The sequence below is a fragment of the Chryseobacterium sp. SIMBA_029 genome, assembly GCF_046535275.1.
Classification (GTDB): domain Bacteria; phylum Bacteroidota; class Bacteroidia; order Flavobacteriales; family Weeksellaceae; genus Chryseobacterium.
Genome location: NZ_JAWRXA010000002.1, coordinates 458,593 through 477,555 on the forward strand (window position 1 = coordinate 458,593; position 18,963 = coordinate 477,555).

The 18,963-nt window shown below is 35.9% G+C and carries 33 protein-coding genes; 32 read left to right on the top strand and 1 reads right to left on the bottom strand.

What is annotated here, in order from left to right; genetic code table 11:
- From rplW to rplQ, 26 genes are all read left to right on the top strand, one after another.
- Positions 1 to 291: a 50S ribosomal protein L23 gene (rplW, locus tag SB679_RS05295; RefSeq protein ID WP_410701199.1), complete on the top strand. Its 291-nt coding sequence runs from the start codon at positions 1 to 3 to the stop codon at positions 289 to 291.
- 22 nt (positions 292 to 313) lie between these two features.
- The gene (gene rplB / locus SB679_RS05300) at positions 314 to 1,135 is read left to right on the top strand and encodes a 50S ribosomal protein L2 (protein ID WP_034713020.1); all 822 of its coding nucleotides are present in this window, start codon (positions 314 to 316) and stop codon (positions 1,133 to 1,135) included.
- A 2-nt stretch (positions 1,136 to 1,137) separates the two neighbouring features.
- Positions 1,138 to 1,416, top strand: a complete 279-nt coding sequence (gene rpsS, locus SB679_RS05305) for a 30S ribosomal protein S19 (RefSeq protein ID WP_027387215.1) — start codon at positions 1,138 to 1,140, stop codon at positions 1,414 to 1,416.
- A 2-nt stretch (positions 1,417 to 1,418) separates the two neighbouring features.
- On the top strand, positions 1,419 to 1,817 hold the full coding sequence (gene rplV / locus SB679_RS05310) for a 50S ribosomal protein L22 (RefSeq protein ID WP_034713017.1): 399 nt from the start codon (positions 1,419 to 1,421) through the stop codon (positions 1,815 to 1,817).
- A 7-nt stretch (positions 1,818 to 1,824) separates the two neighbouring features.
- Complete coding sequence (gene rpsC, locus SB679_RS05315; protein ID WP_034713014.1) at positions 1,825 to 2,559, top strand: 30S ribosomal protein S3; 735 nt, start codon at positions 1,825 to 1,827, stop codon at positions 2,557 to 2,559.
- Between the two features lie 78 nt (positions 2,560 to 2,637).
- Positions 2,638 to 3,063, top strand: coding sequence for a 50S ribosomal protein L16 (rplP, locus tag SB679_RS05320; protein ID WP_047491432.1), 426 nt, complete (start codon positions 2,638 to 2,640; stop codon positions 3,061 to 3,063).
- Between the two features lie 12 nt (positions 3,064 to 3,075).
- Positions 3,076 to 3,264, top strand: a complete 189-nt coding sequence (gene rpmC / locus SB679_RS05325; RefSeq protein ID WP_034713007.1) for a 50S ribosomal protein L29 — start codon at positions 3,076 to 3,078, stop codon at positions 3,262 to 3,264.
- 11 nt (positions 3,265 to 3,275) lie between these two features.
- Positions 3,276 to 3,533, top strand: a complete 258-nt coding sequence (gene rpsQ, locus SB679_RS05330) for a 30S ribosomal protein S17 (protein ID WP_053073319.1) — start codon at positions 3,276 to 3,278, stop codon at positions 3,531 to 3,533.
- On the top strand, positions 3,533 to 3,901 hold the full coding sequence (gene rplN, locus SB679_RS05335) for a 50S ribosomal protein L14 (protein ID WP_007839504.1): 369 nt from the start codon (positions 3,533 to 3,535) through the stop codon (positions 3,899 to 3,901). Before rpsQ ends, rplN begins: the two co-directional genes overlap by 1 nt.
- Positions 3,902 to 3,924: 23 nt before the next feature.
- Entirely contained in the window at positions 3,925 to 4,251 is a 327-nt protein-coding gene (gene rplX, locus SB679_RS05340; RefSeq protein ID WP_034713003.1) for a 50S ribosomal protein L24, read from the top strand.
- 14 nt (positions 4,252 to 4,265) lie between these two features.
- Positions 4,266 to 4,817, top strand: a complete 552-nt coding sequence (gene rplE, locus SB679_RS05345; RefSeq protein WP_034713002.1) for a 50S ribosomal protein L5 — start codon at positions 4,266 to 4,268, stop codon at positions 4,815 to 4,817.
- A gap of 3 nt (positions 4,818 to 4,820) precedes the next feature.
- Positions 4,821 to 5,090 (top strand): 30S ribosomal protein S14, encoded by a 270-nt coding sequence (gene rpsN, locus SB679_RS05350; protein WP_034712998.1) that lies wholly within the window; start codon positions 4,821 to 4,823, stop codon positions 5,088 to 5,090.
- A gap of 146 nt (positions 5,091 to 5,236) precedes the next feature.
- Positions 5,237 to 5,635 carry a 30S ribosomal protein S8 gene (rpsH, locus tag SB679_RS05355; protein WP_034712994.1) on the top strand — a complete coding sequence of 133 codons (399 nt, stop codon included), beginning with the start codon at positions 5,237 to 5,239 and terminating at the stop codon, positions 5,633 to 5,635.
- 17 nt (positions 5,636 to 5,652) lie between these two features.
- Positions 5,653 to 6,198, top strand: coding sequence for a 50S ribosomal protein L6 (rplF, locus tag SB679_RS05360; RefSeq protein ID WP_034712992.1), 546 nt, complete (start codon positions 5,653 to 5,655; stop codon positions 6,196 to 6,198).
- Between the two features lie 15 nt (positions 6,199 to 6,213).
- Positions 6,214 to 6,567 carry a 50S ribosomal protein L18 gene (gene rplR / locus SB679_RS05365; RefSeq protein ID WP_410701203.1) on the top strand — a complete coding sequence of 118 codons (354 nt, stop codon included), beginning with the start codon at positions 6,214 to 6,216 and terminating at the stop codon, positions 6,565 to 6,567.
- Between the two features lie 19 nt (positions 6,568 to 6,586).
- The gene (gene rpsE / locus SB679_RS05370) at positions 6,587 to 7,108 is read left to right on the top strand and encodes a 30S ribosomal protein S5 (protein WP_034712988.1); all 522 of its coding nucleotides are present in this window, start codon (positions 6,587 to 6,589) and stop codon (positions 7,106 to 7,108) included.
- A gap of 10 nt (positions 7,109 to 7,118) precedes the next feature.
- Positions 7,119 to 7,295 (top strand): 50S ribosomal protein L30, encoded by a 177-nt coding sequence (rpmD, locus tag SB679_RS05375; RefSeq protein ID WP_007839493.1) that lies wholly within the window; start codon positions 7,119 to 7,121, stop codon positions 7,293 to 7,295.
- Positions 7,296 to 7,313: 18 nt separating this feature from the next.
- Entirely contained in the window at positions 7,314 to 7,763 is a 450-nt protein-coding gene (gene rplO, locus SB679_RS05380; RefSeq protein ID WP_034712985.1) for a 50S ribosomal protein L15, read from the top strand.
- Positions 7,764 to 7,772: 9 nt separating this feature from the next.
- Positions 7,773 to 9,152, top strand: a complete 1,380-nt coding sequence (secY, locus tag SB679_RS05385; protein WP_034712983.1) for a preprotein translocase subunit SecY — start codon at positions 7,773 to 7,775, stop codon at positions 9,150 to 9,152.
- A 3-nt stretch (positions 9,153 to 9,155) separates the two neighbouring features.
- Positions 9,156 to 9,371, top strand: coding sequence for a translation initiation factor IF-1 (gene infA, locus SB679_RS05390; RefSeq protein ID WP_027381317.1), 216 nt, complete (start codon positions 9,156 to 9,158; stop codon positions 9,369 to 9,371).
- Between the two features lie 62 nt (positions 9,372 to 9,433).
- Positions 9,434 to 9,550, top strand: coding sequence for a 50S ribosomal protein L36 (gene rpmJ, locus SB679_RS05395; RefSeq protein ID WP_007839480.1), 117 nt, complete (start codon positions 9,434 to 9,436; stop codon positions 9,548 to 9,550).
- Between the two features lie 9 nt (positions 9,551 to 9,559).
- Positions 9,560 to 9,937 carry a 30S ribosomal protein S13 gene (gene rpsM, locus SB679_RS05400; protein WP_007839478.1) on the top strand — a complete coding sequence of 126 codons (378 nt, stop codon included), beginning with the start codon at positions 9,560 to 9,562 and terminating at the stop codon, positions 9,935 to 9,937.
- 12 nt (positions 9,938 to 9,949) lie between these two features.
- Positions 9,950 to 10,339, top strand: coding sequence for a 30S ribosomal protein S11 (gene rpsK / locus SB679_RS05405; RefSeq protein WP_027387198.1), 390 nt, complete (start codon positions 9,950 to 9,952; stop codon positions 10,337 to 10,339).
- Positions 10,340 to 10,358: 19 nt separating this feature from the next.
- Positions 10,359 to 10,967: a 30S ribosomal protein S4 gene (gene rpsD, locus SB679_RS05410; protein ID WP_034712980.1), complete on the top strand. Its 609-nt coding sequence runs from the start codon at positions 10,359 to 10,361 to the stop codon at positions 10,965 to 10,967.
- Positions 10,968 to 11,000: 33 nt separating this feature from the next.
- Positions 11,001 to 11,996 carry a DNA-directed RNA polymerase subunit alpha gene (locus SB679_RS05415; protein WP_034712976.1) on the top strand — a complete coding sequence of 332 codons (996 nt, stop codon included), beginning with the start codon at positions 11,001 to 11,003 and terminating at the stop codon, positions 11,994 to 11,996.
- 6 nt (positions 11,997 to 12,002) lie between these two features.
- Complete coding sequence (gene rplQ, locus SB679_RS05420) at positions 12,003 to 12,527, top strand: 50S ribosomal protein L17 (protein WP_410701208.1); 525 nt, start codon at positions 12,003 to 12,005, stop codon at positions 12,525 to 12,527.
- Between the two features lie 56 nt (positions 12,528 to 12,583).
- Here rplQ and SB679_RS05425 read toward each other — a convergent pair whose 3' ends face one another.
- Positions 12,584 to 13,018, bottom strand: a complete 435-nt coding sequence (locus SB679_RS05425; protein ID WP_410701210.1) for a hypothetical protein — start codon at positions 13,016 to 13,018, stop codon at positions 12,584 to 12,586.
- Positions 13,019 to 13,199: 181 nt separating this feature from the next.
- Between SB679_RS05425 and SB679_RS05430 the strand changes: the two genes are divergently transcribed.
- From SB679_RS05430 to SB679_RS05455, 6 genes are all read left to right on the top strand, one after another.
- The gene (locus SB679_RS05430; RefSeq protein ID WP_410701211.1) at positions 13,200 to 13,832 is read left to right on the top strand and encodes a response regulator; all 633 of its coding nucleotides are present in this window, start codon (positions 13,200 to 13,202) and stop codon (positions 13,830 to 13,832) included.
- Between the two features lie 5 nt (positions 13,833 to 13,837).
- Positions 13,838 to 14,647 carry a hypothetical protein gene (locus SB679_RS05435; protein ID WP_410701212.1) on the top strand — a complete coding sequence of 270 codons (810 nt, stop codon included), beginning with the start codon at positions 13,838 to 13,840 and terminating at the stop codon, positions 14,645 to 14,647.
- A gap of 2 nt (positions 14,648 to 14,649) precedes the next feature.
- On the top strand, positions 14,650 to 15,249 hold the full coding sequence (locus SB679_RS05440; protein WP_410701215.1) for a hypothetical protein: 600 nt from the start codon (positions 14,650 to 14,652) through the stop codon (positions 15,247 to 15,249).
- On the top strand, positions 15,246 to 16,034 hold the full coding sequence (locus SB679_RS05445; protein WP_410701216.1) for a sensor histidine kinase: 789 nt from the start codon (positions 15,246 to 15,248) through the stop codon (positions 16,032 to 16,034). The genes SB679_RS05440 and SB679_RS05445 overlap by 4 nt, the downstream gene beginning before the upstream one ends.
- 180 nt (positions 16,035 to 16,214) lie before the next feature.
- The gene (gene eno, locus SB679_RS05450; protein WP_410701218.1) at positions 16,215 to 17,507 is read left to right on the top strand and encodes a phosphopyruvate hydratase; all 1,293 of its coding nucleotides are present in this window, start codon (positions 16,215 to 16,217) and stop codon (positions 17,505 to 17,507) included.
- Between the two features lie 81 nt (positions 17,508 to 17,588).
- On the top strand, positions 17,589 to 18,875 hold the full coding sequence (locus SB679_RS05455) for a citrate synthase (RefSeq protein WP_034712958.1): 1,287 nt from the start codon (positions 17,589 to 17,591) through the stop codon (positions 18,873 to 18,875).
- Positions 18,876 to 18,963: the final 88 nt, after the last annotated feature.

The window sequence follows — 18,963 nt, forward strand, 5'->3', positions numbered from 1 at the left end:
ATGTCAGTTATTATTAAACCAGTTATTTCAGAAAAGGCTAACTATCTTACAGATTTAAGAGGTGCTTATTCTTTCTTAGTAAACCCTAAGTCGAATAAAATCCAAATCAAAAAAGCGATAGAACAAGCTTACGGTGTGAAAGTAGCAGACGTTAGAACCATGATTTATGCTCCTAAGGTTTCTTCAAAGCACACTAAAAAAGGTCTTCAAGTAGGAAAGACAAATAAATTGAAAAAAGCAATTATCACTCTTGCAGAAGGGGAAGTAATTGACATTTTTGCTGTAAATTAATTATTAATTATAAATAATAGTAATGTCTGTTAGAAAATTAAAACCTATCACCCCAGGACAGAGATTCAGAGTTGTAAACAATTTTGAGGAAATTACTACCAACAAACCAGAGAAGTCTCTAACAGTTGGTATTAGTAAGTCAGGTGGACGTAACCAAACTGGTAAAATGACCATGCGTTACACCGGAGGTGGACACAAAAAGAAATACAGAATTATCGACTTCAAAAGAAACAAGCATGATGTTGAAGCAACGGTAAAAACTGTAGAATACGATCCAAACAGAACTGCATTTATCGCTCTATTAGAGTACGCAGACGGAGAGAAGAGATATATCATCGCTCCAAACGGTATTAAAGTAGATCAGAAAGTAATCGCAGGAGAAAGCGTAGAACCGAATATCGGTAACGCAATGAAATTGAAAAACATTCCATTGGGTACTGTTATTTCTTGTGTTGAAATGAAACCTGGACAAGGTGCAATTTTAGCAAGAAGTGCTGGTTCTTCAGCTCAGCTTACTTCTAGAGATGGAAAGTATGCAATCATTAAATTGCCTTCAGGAGAAGCTAGAATGATCCTGGTTGAGTGCTATGCAATGATTGGTTCAGTTTCTAACTCAGACCATCAGTTAACTGTATCAGGTAAGGCTGGTAGAAGCAGATGGTTAGGTAGAAGACCTAGAACAAGACCGGTAGTAATGAACCCAGTAGATCACCCAATGGGAGGTGGAGAAGGACGTTCGTCTGGAGGTCACCCAAGATCTAGAAACGGTATGCCAGCTAAAGGTTACAAAACAAGAAAGAAAAACAAAGGGTCTAACCGTTACATCGTATCTAAAAGAAAATAATTATGGCAAGATCACTTAAGAAAGGACCGTTCATCGCATATACTTTAGATAAGAAGGTTCAGGCAAATATAGAGTCTGGTAAGAAGACTGTTATCAAAACTTGGTCTAGAGCGTCTATGATCTCTCCGGACTTCGTAGGACAAACTATCGCTGTACACAATGGGAAATCTTTTATCCCGGTTTATGTTACAGAAAACATGGTTGGTCACAAGTTAGGCGAATTTTCTCCAACAAGATCTTTTAGAGGTCATGGTGGTAATAAAAACAAAGGAAGTAGATAATCATGGGATCAAGAAAAAGAGAAAGTGCATTAGCACGTAAATTAACAAATCAAGATGTAGTAAAAGCATTACATAACGATTGCCCTTCTTCTCCAAGAAAGATGAGATTAGTAGCTGATATCATCAGAGGGGTAGAAGTAGACAAAGCTTTATACATCCTAAAATATTCTAAAAAAGACGCTTCTAACAAATTAGAGAAAGTTTTGCTTTCAGCTATGGCCAACTGGCAAGCTAAAAACGAAGGTGCTGATATTGAAGAAGCTAATCTTATCGTTAAAGAAATTTTTGTAGACAGTGCAAGACAATTGAAGAGACTAAGACCTGCACCACAAGGTAGAGGACACAGAATCAGAAAAAGATCAAACCACATTACATTAATCTTAGGTAATAAAGAAAATTAATCAAGGTATGGGACAGAAGACAAATCCAATTGGTAACAGATTAGGTATCATCAGAGGATGGGATTCAAACTGGTTTGGTGGAAACGATTATGGAGACAGAATCGCTGAAGACTACAAAATCAGAAGATACCTTGAAGCTAGATTATCTAAAGGTGGTATTTCAAAAATTTATATTGAAAGAACATTAAAATTAGTAACAGTTACTATCACTACTGCTAGACCGGGACTTATCATCGGTAAAGGAGGTCAGGAAGTTGACAAGTTAAAAGAAGAATTGAAGAAACTTACTAAAAAGGATATTCAAATCAACATTTTCGAAATCAAAAGACCTGAACTTGATGCAGTATTAGTTGCTGATAGTATCGCTAAGCAAATTGAAAATAGAATTTCTTACAGAAGAGCTGTTAAAATGGCTATCGCTGGTACAATGAGAATGGGTGCAGAAGGTATCAAAGTTCAAATCTCTGGTAGATTGAACGGTGCTGAAATGGCAAGAAGCGAATCTTTCAAAGACGGAAGAATTCCTTTGTCTACTTTCAGAGCTGATATCGATTATCATATTGGTGAAGCATTAACTCAATACGGTAAACTAGGTGTAAAAGTTTGGATCATGAAGGGTGAAGTTTACGGTAAAAGAGAACTTTCTCCACTAGTAGGACAACAGAAAAAAGGACCTTCAGGAGGCGGAAACAGAGGAGATAGAGATAACAGAAGACCTTCAAGAGATAAAAAAAATAATTAATAAAATTTTAGAGGATAGTTTTTAAATGACCGTTACTTTTTTAAAATCTAAATTCTAAAATCTAAAATTTAAGAAATTATGTTACAACCAAAAAGAACCAAATTCCGTAGAGTTCACAAGATGAAGATGAAGGGGATTGCCCAAAGAGGGAATCAACTCGCTTACGGAACTTTCGGAATCAAAGCAACAGAAGGTGCTTGGATCACTGCAAGACAGATTGAAGCAGCTCGTATCGCTGCGACAAGATATATGAAAAGAGAAGGTCAATTATGGATCAAAATCTTCCCGGATAAGCCAATTACTAAGAAACCAGCCGAAGTACGTATGGGTAAAGGTAAAGGTGCCGTGGAATATTGGGTAGCTGTAGTTAAACCAGGTAAAATTATGTTTGAAGTAGGGGGTGTTCCTTACGAAGTTGCTAAAGAAGCTTTAAGACTTGCAGCGCAAAAATTACCTGTAGTTACTAAATTCATAGTTGCTAACGATTTTGTTAAACCTTTATAATCTTTGATTACAATGAAAAAAGCTGACATTAAAAATTTAAGCGCGGGAGATATTCAAACTCAGTTGACTGAACTAAAAGCTCAATATCAAAAATTGAAATTGGCTCACAAAATCAGCCCAATTGAAAACCCGATTCAAATCAAAGATTTGAGAAAGACGATCGCAAGACTAAATACAGAGTTAACCACTAAACAACAATAAGATTTTCATACATTATGGAAAGAAACTTAAGAAAAGAAAGAATCGGAATAGTTTCCAGCAATAAAATGGAAAAGACCATTGTTGTAAGTGAGACTACGAGAGTAAAGCACCCGATGTACGGTAAATTCGTATTGAAAACGAAAAAATATACTGCACACGACGAAAACAACGAATGCACAGAAGGAGATACAGTTCTTATCCAAGAAACTAGACCTTTGAGCAAGAGTAAGAGATGGAGATTAGTAAGAATTATTGAAAAAGCTAAGTAATGTTACAAACAGAATCAAGATTAAAAGTTGCTGATAACACAGGTGCTAAAGAGGTACTAGTTATCAGAGTTCTGGGAGGTACCAGAAGAAGATATGCTTCAGTTGGTGATAAAATCGTAGTTACTATTAAAGATTCTACACCATCAGGAAACGCAAAGAAAGGTCAAGTATCTAAAGCGGTAGTAGTAAGAACTAAAAAAGCAGTTAGAAGAAAAGATGGTTCGTACATCAAATTCGAAGACAATGCTTGTGTTTTACTAAACGCTGCTGGAGAAATGAGAGGAACACGTGTTTTCGGACCTGTTGCTCGTGAGTTGAGAGACAAAGAATATATGAAGATCATTTCATTGGCTCCTGAAGTACTTTAATTTTAAAAATTTTTAAAAGAAAAATGTCAAAGTTAAAAATAAAAAGAGGAGATAACGTAATCATTACTACCGGTAAGAAAGAAATTAAAGGTAAGACGGGTGAAGTTATTGAAGTGATAAAAAAAGAAGGAAAAGACCCTAGAGTAATCGTTGCAGGACTTAACATCATTAAGAAACACGTTAAGCCTTCAGCTTCAAACCCTCAAGGAGGAATCGTTGAAAAAGAAGCTTCTATTCATATCTCTAACATAGCTTTAGTTGGTAAAGACGGAAAAGCTATCAAAGTAGGTTACAAAATCGACGGAGATAAGAAAGTAAGAATCGACAAAAAAACGGGTGAAACTTTATAATTTATAAATAATACATGGAATATATAGCAAGACCCAAGATAGCATATAAAGAAACAATTGTTCCTGCAATGATGGAAGAATTTGGGTACAAATCTGTAATGCAGGTACCTAGATTAGAGAAAATCGTAATATCACAAGGTTTAGGTGATGCTACTGCAGACAAGAAAATCATTGACTATGCTGTAGAAGAACTTACGAATATTACTGGCCAAAAAGCTGTAGGTACTATTTCTAAAAAGGATGAAGCTGCTTTCAAATTAAGAAAAGGTATGCCTGTAGGAACTAAGGTAACTCTTAGAGCAAACAGAATGTACGAATTCTTAGACAGACTTACTGCTTCTGCATTGCCACGTATCAGAGATTTCTCTGGTATCAAGGCAGATGGTTTCGATGGTAGAGGTAATTATAACTTAGGTATTACTGAGCAAATTATCTTCCCTGAAATCGCAATCGACAAAGTGAAAAAAATCCAAGGGATGGACATCACTTTCGTTACTACTGCGAAAACAGATAAAGAAGCTAAAGCATTGTTAACTCACTTCGGTTTACCTTTCAAAAAGAACTAAGAAATGGCTAAAGAATCAATGAAAGCGCGTGAGCGCAAAAGAGAAGCTACAGTAGCTAAATACGCTGAAAAAAGAAAAGCTTTAAAAGAAGCAGGTGATTACGAAGGACTTCAAAAATTACCAAAAAATGCTTCTCCTGTAAGATTACACAACAGATGTAAACTAACAGGTAGACCAAGAGGGTACATGAGAACTTTCGGTCTTTCTAGAGTAACTTTCCGTGAAATGGCCAACAACGGTCTTATTCCGGGAGTGAAAAAAGCTAGTTGGTAGTAATTACTAATTAAAAATCGGGACAATTAAGTTGTCTGGATACTAAAGAAATAAATATCAGACCGAAGTTTTTCTGAAGTCTGATATTTTAATCTTCAAGTCCTTTCAATACTGATTGTCTTTAACCAATAATTTAAAAAAGAAAAATGGTAACAGATCCAATTTCAGATTTCCTAACAAGAGTAAGGAACGCACAAAGCGCAGGCCACAAAGTGGTGGAAATTCCTGCATCGAAAATCAAAAAGGAGCTTACAAAAATCTTATTTGATCAAGGGTATATCTTAAACTACAAGTTTGAAGATAGCGCTGTTCAAGGAACGATCAAAATAGCTTTAAAGTATGACAAACAAACAAGCAAGCCTGCTATCAAGTCTATCCAAAGAGCTTCAAGACCAGGTCTAAGACAATACAAAGGTTCTACGGAACTTCCAAGAGTATTGAACGGTTTGGGTATCGCTATTATCTCTACTTCTAGAGGGGTAATGACAGATAAAAAAGCTAGAGAGGAAAAAGTAGGCGGTGAAGTAATCTGCTATGTTTATTAATTTTTAATCAAAGGAAAATGTCAAGAATTGGTAAAGCAATTATAACAGTTCCCGCTGGAGTTACAATCACTGAAAAAGATGGTTTAGTAACTGTTAAAGGTCCTAAGGGAGAACTTTCTCAGGAACTTACAGAAGGAATTACTTTAGAACAAAAAGATGGTGAGCTTACATTCAGCAGACCGTCTGATTCTAAACAACACAGAGCGCTACACGGTTTATACCGAGCGTTGGTAAATAACATGATTTTGGGAACTACTGAAGGTTTCACAAAAAAATTAGAACTAGTAGGGGTAGGATACAGAGCTTCTCATTCAGGTCAAAAACTTGAATTAGCTTTAGGATTCTCTCACGGTATCGTTTTAGAACTTCCTAAAGAAGTTGTAATCGACACATTGACTGAAAAAGGTAAAAATCCAATTATTACTTTAACGTCTTATGACAAGCAACTTCTTGGAATGGTAGCGGCGAAAATCCGTTCATTCAGAAAGCCTGAGCCGTACAAAGGAAAAGGTGTAAGATTCGTTGGGGAAATTGTTAGACGTAAAGCTGGTAAATCTGCTTAATAAATTATAAGAATTATGGCATTAAGTAAATTAGAAAAAAGAATTAGAATAAAAAGAAGAGTAAGAGGAAAAATCTCTGGATCTTCTGAATTGCCAAGATTATCTGTATATAAGAGTAATAAGGAAATTTACGCTCAGTTAATCGATGATAAAGACGGTAAAACTTTAGTATCTGCTTCTTCAAGAGAGAAGGGTGTTGATGCTAAAGGTACTAAAACTGAAATTTCTGCCGCTGTAGGTAAAGCTATTGCTGCTAAAGCTATTGCTGCTGGAATTGAAGCTATTGTATTTGATAGAAACGGTTTCGTATACCATGGTAGAGTGAAAGCTCTAGCTGACGGTGCGAGAGAAGGAGGACTTAAATTCTAATCATTAAATTTCGGAAAATATGTTAGGACTAGATAATATAGAAAGAGTAAAACCGGGAGGATTAGAATTAAAAGATCGTCTCGTAGCTGTAAACAGAGTAACAAAAGTAACAAAAGGGGGTAGAGCTTTCGGGTTTTCTGCAATCGTTGTTGTTGGAAATGAAGAAGGAGTTATTGGTTACGGTTTAGGGAAATCTAAAGAGGTTGCTTCTGCAATTGCGAAAGCAGTTGAAGACGCTAAGAAAAACCTTGTGAAGGTTCCTGTAATGAATCATACAATTCCTCACCAAACTACTGCTAGATACGGTGGTGCTGATATCTTCTTGAGACCTGCGTCTCACGGTACAGGACTTATTGCCGGTGGTGCAGTTAGAGCGGTATTGGAATCTGCTGGTATTCACGATATCCTTTCAAAATCTAAAGGATCTTCTAACCCTCACAATGTAGTGAAAGCTACTTTCAAAGCATTGTTAGACATCAGAAGACCTGAAGAAATTGCAAGAATGAGAGGAGTTTCTCTAAGTAAAGTGTTTAACGGTTAATACATAAACAATGGCAACAATTAAAGTAAAACAAGTAAGAAGCGCTATTGGTAGAACAAAAACCCAAAAGAGAACGCTTGAAGCATTAGGATTTAAGAAACTTCACCAAGTTGTAGAACACGAAGCTACGCCTTCTATTTTAGGGATGATAGCTGCAGTTAGTCATTTACTTGAAGTTCAAAAATAATTTTAAAAAAAAATTAAAATGAATTTAAATAACATAAAACCTGCTGCAGGTTCTACATTCAGTTCAAAAAGAATTGGTAGAGGACAAGGTAGTGGAAAAGGAGGTACTTCGACAAAAGGACATAAAGGTCAGAAAGCAAGAGCTGGTTATTCTCAGAAAATCGGTTTTGAAGGAGGTCAGATGCCTTTACAAAGAAGACTTCCTAAATTCGGTTTCAGAAATGTAAACAGAAAAGAGTTTAAAGGAATTAACCTGGATACTATTCAAATTTTAATAGAAAATAAATCTATCACTGGAGATATTACTAAAGAAGTTTTAATTGCAAACGGTTTAATTACTAAAAACGAATTAGTGAAAATTTTAGGTAGAGGTGAATTGAAATCAGCGGTTTCAATCTCTGCTGACAAATTCACTAAATCTGCTGAAGAGCTTATTGCTAAAGCAGGTGGAAAAGCAATTACATTATAATACTTACTAATGAAAGAATTTATACAAACCCTCAAAAATATTTGGAGCCTAAAGGAATTAAGAGATAAAATTCTCTTTACGTTAGGGATTATCCTTGTGTATAGATTCGCATCTTATATCTCTTTACCTGCAATTAACCTTGCACAAGTAGGAGATCTCTTAGAGCATTATAAAAATCAAGGCGGTAACAAGCAAGGAGCAGGTCTCCTTGGCTTGCTTTCGTCGTTTACGGGAGGAGCTTTCAGCCACGCTTCCGTAATGGCGTTGGGTATCATGCCTTATATTTCAGCTTCTATTATTGTTCAGTTGATGGGGATGGCTATCCCTTATCTTCAGAAACTTCAGAAAGATGGAGAGTCCGGTAGAAATACATTGAACCAAATTACAAGATGGTTAACAATCGGAGTTTGTTTAGTACAGGCCCCTTCTTATTTAACCTCTATTACTCAATTATTCTTACCATATGCTCAGTTCCAGTCTGCATACTATGTAGAGCCAAATTCTATCATGTTCTGGCTTCCAAGTATTGTTATCTTGGTGGCAGGTTCAGTATTTGCAATGTGGTTAGGTGAAAAGATTACCGACAAAGGAATAGGAAATGGTATTTCCATCCTTATTATGGTAGGTATTTTATCTAGATTACCAGAAGCATTTGTTCAGGAAATGGCCGTGCAGAATGGAAAAGGAGGAATGGGATCTATCATGATCCTTATTGAAGTGATATTCTGGATGTTGGTGGTTCTTTTAGCAGTCGTCCTCTCGGTCGCTGTTAGAAAAATTCCAATTCAATATGTAAGCAGAGCTCAAGCAAGAGGAGGTGTAAACAGAAATCTTATGCAGGGAGCAAGACAATGGATTCCATTGAAAGTTAATGCTGCCGGGGTTATGCCAATTATCTTTGCTCAGGCATTGATGTTCGTACCTGGTTTATTAACCAAATTCGATGAGTCTAATACTTTTCTTGCAGGTTTCAAGAATGTTTTTAGCTGGCAATACAACGTATTGTTTGCGCTATTAATTATTATCTTCTCATTTTTCTATACTGCGATTACAATTCCGGTTAACCAGATGGCTGATGATTTGAAGAGAAACGGAGGTTTAGTACCGAAAGTAAGACCCGGGAAAGAAACAGCTGATTATTTAGATGATATTTTATCAAAAATTACCTTGCCAGGTGCAATATTTTTGTCTATCTTTGCAGTCCTTCCAGCAATAGTGCATGGAAGCTTTGTTCAGACAGACGCGTTCGCTCTATTTTTTGGGGGAACGTCATTATTGATTATGGTGGGAGTAATTTTAGATACTGTTCAACAGATCAATACATATCTGCTGAACCATCATTATGATGGCTTAATGCAGTCTAAATTGTCAAGAACGACTGGATACTAATTTATGGCGAAACAAAAACATATTGAACAAGATGGCGTAATTACTGAAGCGCTTTCGAACGCCCAGTTCCGTGTTGAACTGGAAAATGGGCATATTCTTATCGCTCATATCTCCGGTAAAATGCGTATGCATTATATTAAACTATTACCTGGTGATAAGGTAAAATTAGAAATGTCTCCTTATGATTTATCTAAAGGAAGAATTACATTTAGATATTAAATAACTGCCAAATGGGATCCTCGGATTTCCATTTGGCCTTGTTAAAAAATAAATACTATCAAATGAAAGTTAGAGCATCAATCAAAAAAAGAAGTGCTGATTGCAAGATCGTACGCAGAAAAGGTGTACTATTTGTGATCAACAAGAAGAACCCAAAATTTAAACAAAGACAAGGCTAATATTAAATTATGGCGAGAATTTCAGGTATTGATTTACCAAAAAACAAAAGAGGCGTTATCGGTTTGACTTATATTTATGGTGTAGGAAGAAGTACTTCTTCTGAAATCTTAAAAGCTGCCGGTATTAGCGAAGACAAGAAAGTCAACGAATGGAATGACGATGAATTGGCTGCAATTAGAACTTACATCTCTGAAAACGTAAAAGTAGAAGGAGAACTTAGATCTGAAGTGCAATTGAACATCAAGAGATTGATGGACATAGGATGCCAACGAGGAATACGTCACAGACTAGGACTACCTTTAAGAGGCCAGAGAACGAAAAACAACTCTAGAACCCGTAAAGGAAAGAGAAAAACAGTTGCTAACAAGAAAAAAGCAAGTAAATAATCGTTAGGAATTATGGCAAAACAAACTAAAGTAGTTAAAAAAAGAAAAGTAAAAGTTGAAGCTATTGGAGAAGCGCATATTCAAGCTTCTTTCAATAACATCATCATTTCTTTAACAAATAAAAGCGGAGAAGTTATCTCTTGGGCGTCTGCCGGTAAAATGGGTTTCAGAGGTTCTAAAAAGAACACTCCTTTTGCTGCTCAAATGGCAGCAGAAAATTGCTCTAATGTTGCTCATGAAGCTGGATTAAGAAGAGTAAAGGTGTATGTGAAAGGTCCTGGTGCTGGTAGAGAATCTGCAATCAGAACAATTCACAATTCAGGTATTGAAGTTAGCGAAATTATTGACGTTACTCCTATGCCACACAATGGATGTAGACCACCAAAAAGAAGAAGAGTTTAATTTTTAGAATTTACCCATTATGGCAAGATATATTGGACCTAAAACTAAGATTGCTAGAAAGTTTGGTGCTGCAATCTACGGAGATGATAAAAACTTCGAAAAGAGAAAAAACCAACCGCCAGGACAACATGGTCCTAACAAAAGAAGAGGTGCTAAAAAATCTGAATATGCAATTCAGTTAGCTGAAAAACAAAAAGCTAAATATACTTACGGTATTTTAGAAAAACAGTTTGCTAACTTATTCGATAAAGCACACAGAAGTAAAGGGGTAACAGGTGAAGTCCTATTACAACTTTGCGAATCAAGATTGGATAACGTAGTATTCAGATTAGGTTTTGCTAAAACAAGAGCTGGTGCTAGACAATTAGTTTCTCACAGACACATCACTGTGAACGGAGAGCTAGTAAATATCCCTTCTTATTTGCTTAAAGCTGGTGATGTAATTGCAGTAAGAGAAAAATCGAAGTCTCTTGAAGTGATTACTGATGCATTAGCTTCTAAAGCAAACTATGAGTGGTTACAATTCAACGATGAGAAGAAAGATGGTACTTTCATTTCTGCTCCTGATAGAATCCAAATCCCGGAAGAAATCAAGGAACAACTTATTGTCGAACTTTACTCTAAATAATTTTTTAATCAATTTTTTGCTCAACCCAATAATATGGCAATTTTACAATTCATAAAACCCGATAAAGTAATTTTACTTAACTCTGATGAATTTAAAGGTCAATTCGAATTTAGACCTCTAGAACCAGGTTTCGGGCTTACAATCGGTAATGCTTTGAGAAGAGTGTTGCTTTCTTCTCTGGAAGGATACGCTATTTCATCTATCAAAATAGAAGGTGTAGAGCACGAATTTTCAACTATTCCAGGAGTAATCGAAGATGTTACCGAAATTATTCTTAACCTTAAGCAGGTAAGACTAAAAGCTATAGCAGAAGCACAAGCCAATGAGCAGGTGATTGCTAAAGTTTCAGGACAAACGATTATTACTGCTGGTGATTTAGGCAAGTCTATGAACGGATTTGAGGTGTTAAACCCTGATTTGGTAATCTGCAACCTAAATAGTGATGTAACTTTCGAAATTACTTTCAACGTAGAAAAAGGTAGAGGATATGTTCCTTCAGAACAGAACAAGTCAAACAATGCACCTGTAGGTACTATTGCGATCGACTCTATCTTCACACCTATCAAGAAAGTACAATACAGCATTGAAAATTATCGTGTAGAGCAAAAAACAGACTACGAAAAACTTGTATTAGATATTGAAACTGATGGTTCCATCAGCCCTCAAAATGCTTTAACAGAAGCTTCTAAGATATTAATTTATCACTTCATGTTATTCTCTGATGAGAGAATAACACTTGAAACTGAAGCTGTAAAAGCATCTATCCAATACGATGAAGAAACCCTTCACACAAGACAACTTCTTAAATCTAAACTAGCAGATATGGATCTTTCAGTGAGAGCTCTTAACTGCTTGAAGGCTGCTGAAGTTGAAACGTTAGGAGAATTAGTTTCTTACAGTAAGTCTGATTTGATGAAATTCAGAAATTTTGGTAAAAAATCTTTGACAGAACTAGAAGAATTAGTGCATTCAAAAGGTCTTAACTTCGGTTTCGACGTTGCAAAATATAAGTTAGACGCTGATAAATAATTAATAATGAGACACGGTAAAAAATTCAATCACTTAGGAAGAACAGCTTCTCATAGAAGAGCTTTGCTTTCTAATATGGCTTGTTCTCTAATTGAGCATAAAAGAATCAACACTACTGTAGCTAAAGCTAAGGCTTTAAGAGTATATGTTGAGCCCCTATTAACAAAAGCAAAAGAAGATACTACACACAACAGAAGAATTGTTTTTTCATATCTTCAAAGTAAAGAAGCAGTTACTGAATTATTCAGAACAATTGCTCCTAAAATCGCTGGAAGAGACGGTGGTTATACTAGAATCATAAAAACAGGTTTCAGACAAGGTGATGCTGCTGATATGGCACTTATCGAGTTGGTAGACTTCAATGAGCTTTACAATCCTAATGCTGAGGAGAAAAAGACTACTAGAAGAAGTAGAAGAGCTACAACTGCTAAAAAAGAAGCTGTAGTTGCTGATGCTCCTAAAGTAGAAGAAAAAGCAGAAGCTCCAACGGCTGAAGCTGCAGACTCTACAGAAGAGAAAGCTGGAGAATAATATTCATTCAGATATATAAAAAAAACCGTTCAGAAGTCTGAACGGTTTTTTTATGCCTATATTTTTGTTCTTTTGAGCTCAATGATATTGCTACCCTGCTCAAGATGCAAGCTGTCCCCAACCACTCTTGCTGTCATATCATCTTTTTTGTAGATAGTTTCATCACCCTTTGTTTCTGACTTAGTAAGAACAAAGGTTTTCTTATTGCTGGTGATGGCCACTGTACTTTCTTTTGGATCATTTTTGAATACCACTTTAACCAGTGTGCCATCTATAGCTTTATAAACGTAATCTGTTTTTTCAGTTTTCTGGCCATTCACCTCAAGGCTTGATGAGCTTTGTGATACAGAATCTATTTTTCCGTTAGTATCTTTTACCACAGTCTCCGAACTGTCGGTTTTGATGATGCTTTTGTTACCACTTTCTTTCTTATTGCAGCTTGTTAATGACAAAGCGATCATAGAAGCAGCTATGAAAAGTCCTTTTTTCATGATGTTTATTTTTTAATGTATTGAATAGAATTATTTTGAATATCGTAAAATAAATTTGACTAAATTTAGTAAAAACAAAAAGCAAACCAATAACCTGAACTCAAAATTTAAAATTACACAAAGGGGTAATTGATTCCGCTTTATTTTCTGTTGAAATTTGTCTTAAACAAAAATACGAAACATGAGCATTTCCATAGCCATAGTAGAAGACGAAAAAAACTACAACCATGCGTTGAAGAAAGTAATCGATTATCAAAACGATATGAAGGTGGCTGCTCAATTTTTCAATGGAAATGATGCCTTACAAAATTTACCCGATATAGCTCCCGATGTTGTCATGATGGATATTCAGTTACCGGATATGCAGGGAATAGACATTATTGAAAAGGTGAAAAAAGATATGCCCAATACTCAATTTATTATGTGTACAAGTTTTGAAGATGATGAAAAGATCTTCAGTTCTTTGAAAGCCGGTGCCATGGGATATCTCGTTAAAGGAGAAAGCATGGATAAAATTCTGTCTTCAATCCGTGATGTGCACAATGGCGGTGCACCTATGAGTTTTTCCATTGCCAGAAAAGTATTAGCCCATTTCGAACGTAAAAATATCGACACAACAGGAATGGATGAATTGACAAGTCGTGAAAAAGAAATCCTTGAACTTCTTTCGCAGGGGCTTTTATACAAAGAAATTGCCGATAAGAAATTCATCAGCCTCGACACCGTCAAAAAACACGTTGGAAATATCTACAGAAAACTGCACGTCAACAATAAAGTTGAAGCAATAAATAAATTTAACCATTTTAAAAACTAAAAACCATGAATGAGAATCAAGATTTATTAGACCTATTAGGAAAGATCAATCAATTAGTCGGCTATGGAAGGCTCGGAATTGAAGAATTGAATGAAGTACGAGCATTCTGTGGAAAAAAAATAGAAGATTTAGGATCCTGGGGATTTATTGAGCGGGAACAAATTGATATAAGCAATTTTAAAATTTACGACCAGCGTAATCCTGCTCAGGAAATCAGCAAAGAAGAAGCTGAAAAAATGATGAATGAATATGAGGGATTAATCGGTGAAAATAAATATCGGACAACATTAGATATAACCCGGCCGGTTGCTGATGATCTTTTTAACAGTAATTCAGAGGTTAAAATATTTCTGGGTGAGAAAGATCAGGGACTCATTTTTTTATATGAAGACAAAGCAGAGGGAAAATATTATATTATTGATAATAGAATGCATAAAGAGGAAATCTCCTTACATCTTTTTAAATCGTATCAAAAGAATTATAATGATTTGCTTAGATCGAAGTTGGATCAATATATCCAAACTTATGATAATACAACAACGAACACAAAGAGATTTGCAATTTTAAAGAATTTTCATCCTACGATTAATTTGCATGCTTTAAAATATCCGAATGTTAGTATTGCTTTTTATCCGGCTATTCATATGTCTGATGAGAAATTCAAGGTAGAAATTAATGGAGTTCTTACTGAAGTCAGTTATAAGCATCGGCTTACCTTCATCATGATATTAAAATACTATAACGGAAAGGATATCATTCCAATAGAGAATATAGGAGTGTTCGACAGAAACGGTCTCTGCCCTCCGGGCTGCTAGCAATGAGCATTCTTGATCTGCTTTATTTTATAATATTAGGAATCAACTTAATGGTTTCCATCGTGGTAAAAACACAATGGAAACATTTCTATTATGTCTACTTTCTTATTACAATGGGAGTAGAGATACTAACGCTTTATTTTCACGGTCTGCAAGGGTTGTACAATTTCCTTGATATCTTCAGTATGGTGTTTTTTTATTTTCTTTTTCGGGAAAGGCTGGTCTATAAGAGAATCGTAAAAGGAATTACCATTAGCCTGGTCATCTTTTCTATGTACTTAATGATTGTAAGCAAGACATCATATTCAATTTATACAGGAATTGTATTCTGTTTGTACTCTGTCTTTTTATCACTGAGTTGGTTTCACAGCATGATCGCTTCTATGGAAAGCGAAACTCTGCGGATAACGGATAGAGGGTTATTTTGGATAAGCTCATCGCTGTTGATGTGGTCGGTTTTTTACTTATTCAGAATGACGCCGATGTATTGGTTTAATAACAGAGACCCGGAATTTTTATACATGCTTAAATACATTTTCCAGATCGCCACCATTTTATCCTATGGATTATTCTTAAAAGGACTTACAAGCAAACAACTATGAAATCATTACCGGAAGAAATAAAACTTACCTTTCTTATTGCACTGCTGTTGGTGGTGTTATTTGTGGGTTTTATTATTTTCATTGTTCTCATGTACAACAGAAAACAGCTTCTTTACCTTAAAGAAAAACAGCTTAAAGAATCAGAATACCAAAACCAGCTGTTACAGAAAGAACTTGAAAAGCAGCGATCGATAGAACAAGAGCGTGAAAGAATTTCCCATGATATGCATGATGATCTCGGAGCAGGAATTTCCGCCCTTAAACTCCATGCAGAGTTTTTAAAACAAAAAGTGGAAGACGGTGAATTGAAAAATGATATTGATGAACTGCTGAAAACCTCCGAAGAGATGAATATTTCCATGCGGGAAATGCTATGGAGTCTCAATTCCGGGAATGATACACTGGGAAGCTTTGTTGAATATGCTCAGGTATATGCCCATAATTTTTTAAAAAAGTCCAACATCCGGCTTACTGTTGAAAGAGAAAATATCGTCACTGAGACCGCTGTTTCCACAGAATTGAGACGGAATATGTTTTTATGTCTGAAAGAAGCATTAAACAACTCCTATAAACACAGTAAAGCAGATAAAATTGAACTTTTGTTCCGGCAGCATGGAAAAGAATTTATAATGAAAATTACAGATAACGGAATTGGAATTTCAGCCGGAAAACCTGAAGGAAATGGACTTCGGAATATGAATCGGAGAATGCAGGAGCAAAAAGGAGAATGCAGGATGAGTTCCTCAGAAAAAGGAACCGAAGCTATTTTTACAGCAAGCCTATAATGATAGCAGGTTTTCCTGAAAATCAGTATGTTTAAAAATCTTCAAATTTTCAATTGTTAAATTGATACAGTCATAAAATTAACTAAAAATTAACTTGAAATTCCATCAAAAGGAATGCCTTAATTGGTCAAAAAAGTTATTTTTTGATTAAATTTGTATTAAACTATAAAATAATAAAAAATGAGTTACATTTCTTACATAGAAGCGAGACAAATTTTGGATTCTAGAGGAAATCCTACAGTTGAAGTAGATGTATTTACAGAAAGCGGGGCAATGGGCCGTGCAGCAGTACCTTCGGGAGCATCTACAGGAGAACATGAAGCAGTGGAATTACGTGATGGTGGTTCAGAATATATGGGGAAAGGTGTTCTTAAAGCTGTTGAGAATGTAAGAGAAGTAATCGCGCCTGAATTGGTAGGCCTTCCGGTTTTTGATCAGAACCTTATCGATCAGATCATGATTGATCTTGACGGAAGCAGCAATAAAGGAAATCTTGGGGCAAACGCTATTCTTGGAGTTTCTCTGGCAGCAGCAAAAGCAGGAGCAGCAGAATTGAAAATGCCTTTATATAAATATGTGGGTGGTGTTAATGCCAACACGCTTCCTGTTCCAATGATGAACGTAATCAACGGTGGTTCTCACTCAGATGCACCTATCGCGTTCCAGGAATTTATGGTAATGCCGGTAAAAGCAGACTCATTCTCTCATGCATTGAGAAAAGGAACTGAAATTTTCCACAGCCTGAAATCTATTCTTCATTCAAGAGGATTATCTACTGCAGTAGGGGATGAAGGAGGTTTTGCGCCCACTTTCAAAGGAACTGAAGATGCTTTGGATACATTGCTTCAGGCCATTGAAAAAGCAGGATATAAGCCTGGTGATGATGTAATGATCGCATTAGACTGCGCCGCTTCAGAATTCTATAAAGACGGAATATATGATTACAGAAAATTCCAAACTCCGGATGCAGCTCAGTTCTCAAGCAGCGAGCAGGTTTCTTATTTGGCTGAATTGGCAAATAAATATCCCATCATCTCTATCGAAGACGGTATGCAGGAAAATGACTGGGAAGGTTGGAAAATGTTAACTGATAAAATCGGAGACAGAGTACAGCTGGTAGGTGATGATTTATTCGTTACCAATGTTGAAAGACTGGCAAGAGGAGTAAAAGAAGGAATTGCTAACTCAATCCTTGTGAAAGTAAACCAGATCGGTTCTCTTTCTGAAACAATGGCTGCCGTACAAATGGCACAACACAACAAATTTACTTCTGTAATGTCTCACAGATCAGGAGAAACTGAAGATTCTACTATCGCAGACCTTGCTGTAGCAATGAATTGCGGACAGATCAAAACAGGTTCTGCATCAAGATCAGACAGAATGGCAAAATACAACCAGTTGTTGAGAATCGAAGAAGCTTTAGGTGAGACTGCAATTTTCCCTGGATTAGAAGCTTTCAAAATAAAAAGATAATTGAAAATATAAATAACGGCAAGCGATAATTTTTGTTTGCCGTATTTTATGGAATTTAGTAAATTTAGAAAAAAATAAATAATGTCAGACAACAAAGTAATATTGAATTACGACGGTAATTCGTATGAATATCCAATCGTGGATAGTACTATCGGAGACAGAGGGATCGATATCTCAAAATTAAGAGACCAGACAGGTCTAATTACCTTAGATTTAGGGTACAAAAATACCGGTGCTACTCTTAGCGAAATCACTTACTTAGACGGAGATAAAGGAGAATTATTCTACAGAGGTTATCCTATCGAGCAGATTGCCGAGAAATCTAACTTTACAGAAGTAATGTACCTTTTATTACATGGTGATTTACCTACCCAGGATCAATTCAATACCTTTAACGGGAATATTAAAAAATATAACTTCGTTGCAGAAGAGATGAAGAAAATCATCGATGCTTTCCCTCGTTCTGCACACCCAATGGGAGTTTTATCTTCTTTAACTTCTGCTTTAACTGCCTTCAACCCGAAAGCTGTTAACGTAAACTCTAAAGAAGAAATGGATCTTGCTGCAGAATTGCTTATTGCTAAATTTGCTCACCTTGCTGCATGGACGTACAGAAAAACTCTTGGTTTACCATTAAACCACGGAGATAATAACCTAAACTATGTAGAGAATTTCTACAAAATGGCGTTCAGACAACCGAATGCTGATTTCGAAATCAACCCTGTAGTAGTTGGAGCTTTAGATAAATTATTAATTCTTCACGCTGACCATGAGCAAAACTGTTCTACTTCTACGGTAAGAATGGTAGGTTCTGCTCACACAGGTCTTTTTGCTTCAGTTTCTGCTGGTATTTCTGCACTTTGGGGACCACTTCACGGTGGAGCAAACCAGGCAGTAATCGAAATGCTTGAATTGATCGAAAAAGATGGTGGTGATGTTAACAAATGGGTTGAAAAAGCTAAAGATAAAAACGATAGCTTCCGTTTGATGGGATTCGGACACAGAGTATACAAAAACTTCGACCCAAGAGCAAAAATTATCAAGAAAGCTGCTGATGATTTATTAAGTGCATTAGGTATTGAAGACAAAGCTCTTGATATTGCAATGCAGTTAGAAAAAGTAGCGCTTGAAGACGAATACTTCATCGAAAGAAAATTATATCCAAACGTAGATTTCTATTCAGGAATTATCTACAGAGCGTTAGGAATTCCAACAGAAATGTTCACTGTAATGTTTGCATTAGGAAGACTTCCAGGATGGATTGCTCAATGGAAAGAAATGAGAATCAAAGGAGATCCTATCGGAAGACCAAGACAGGTTTACCAGGGAGCTCAACAGAGAGACTACATCGATATGGTAAACAGATAATCTCTGTTCCAATATACATAAAAACCCAAAGCTTGCTTTGGGTTTTTTGCTTTTTCAAGATTTTTAGAGAAATTTTGTAATTAAAATA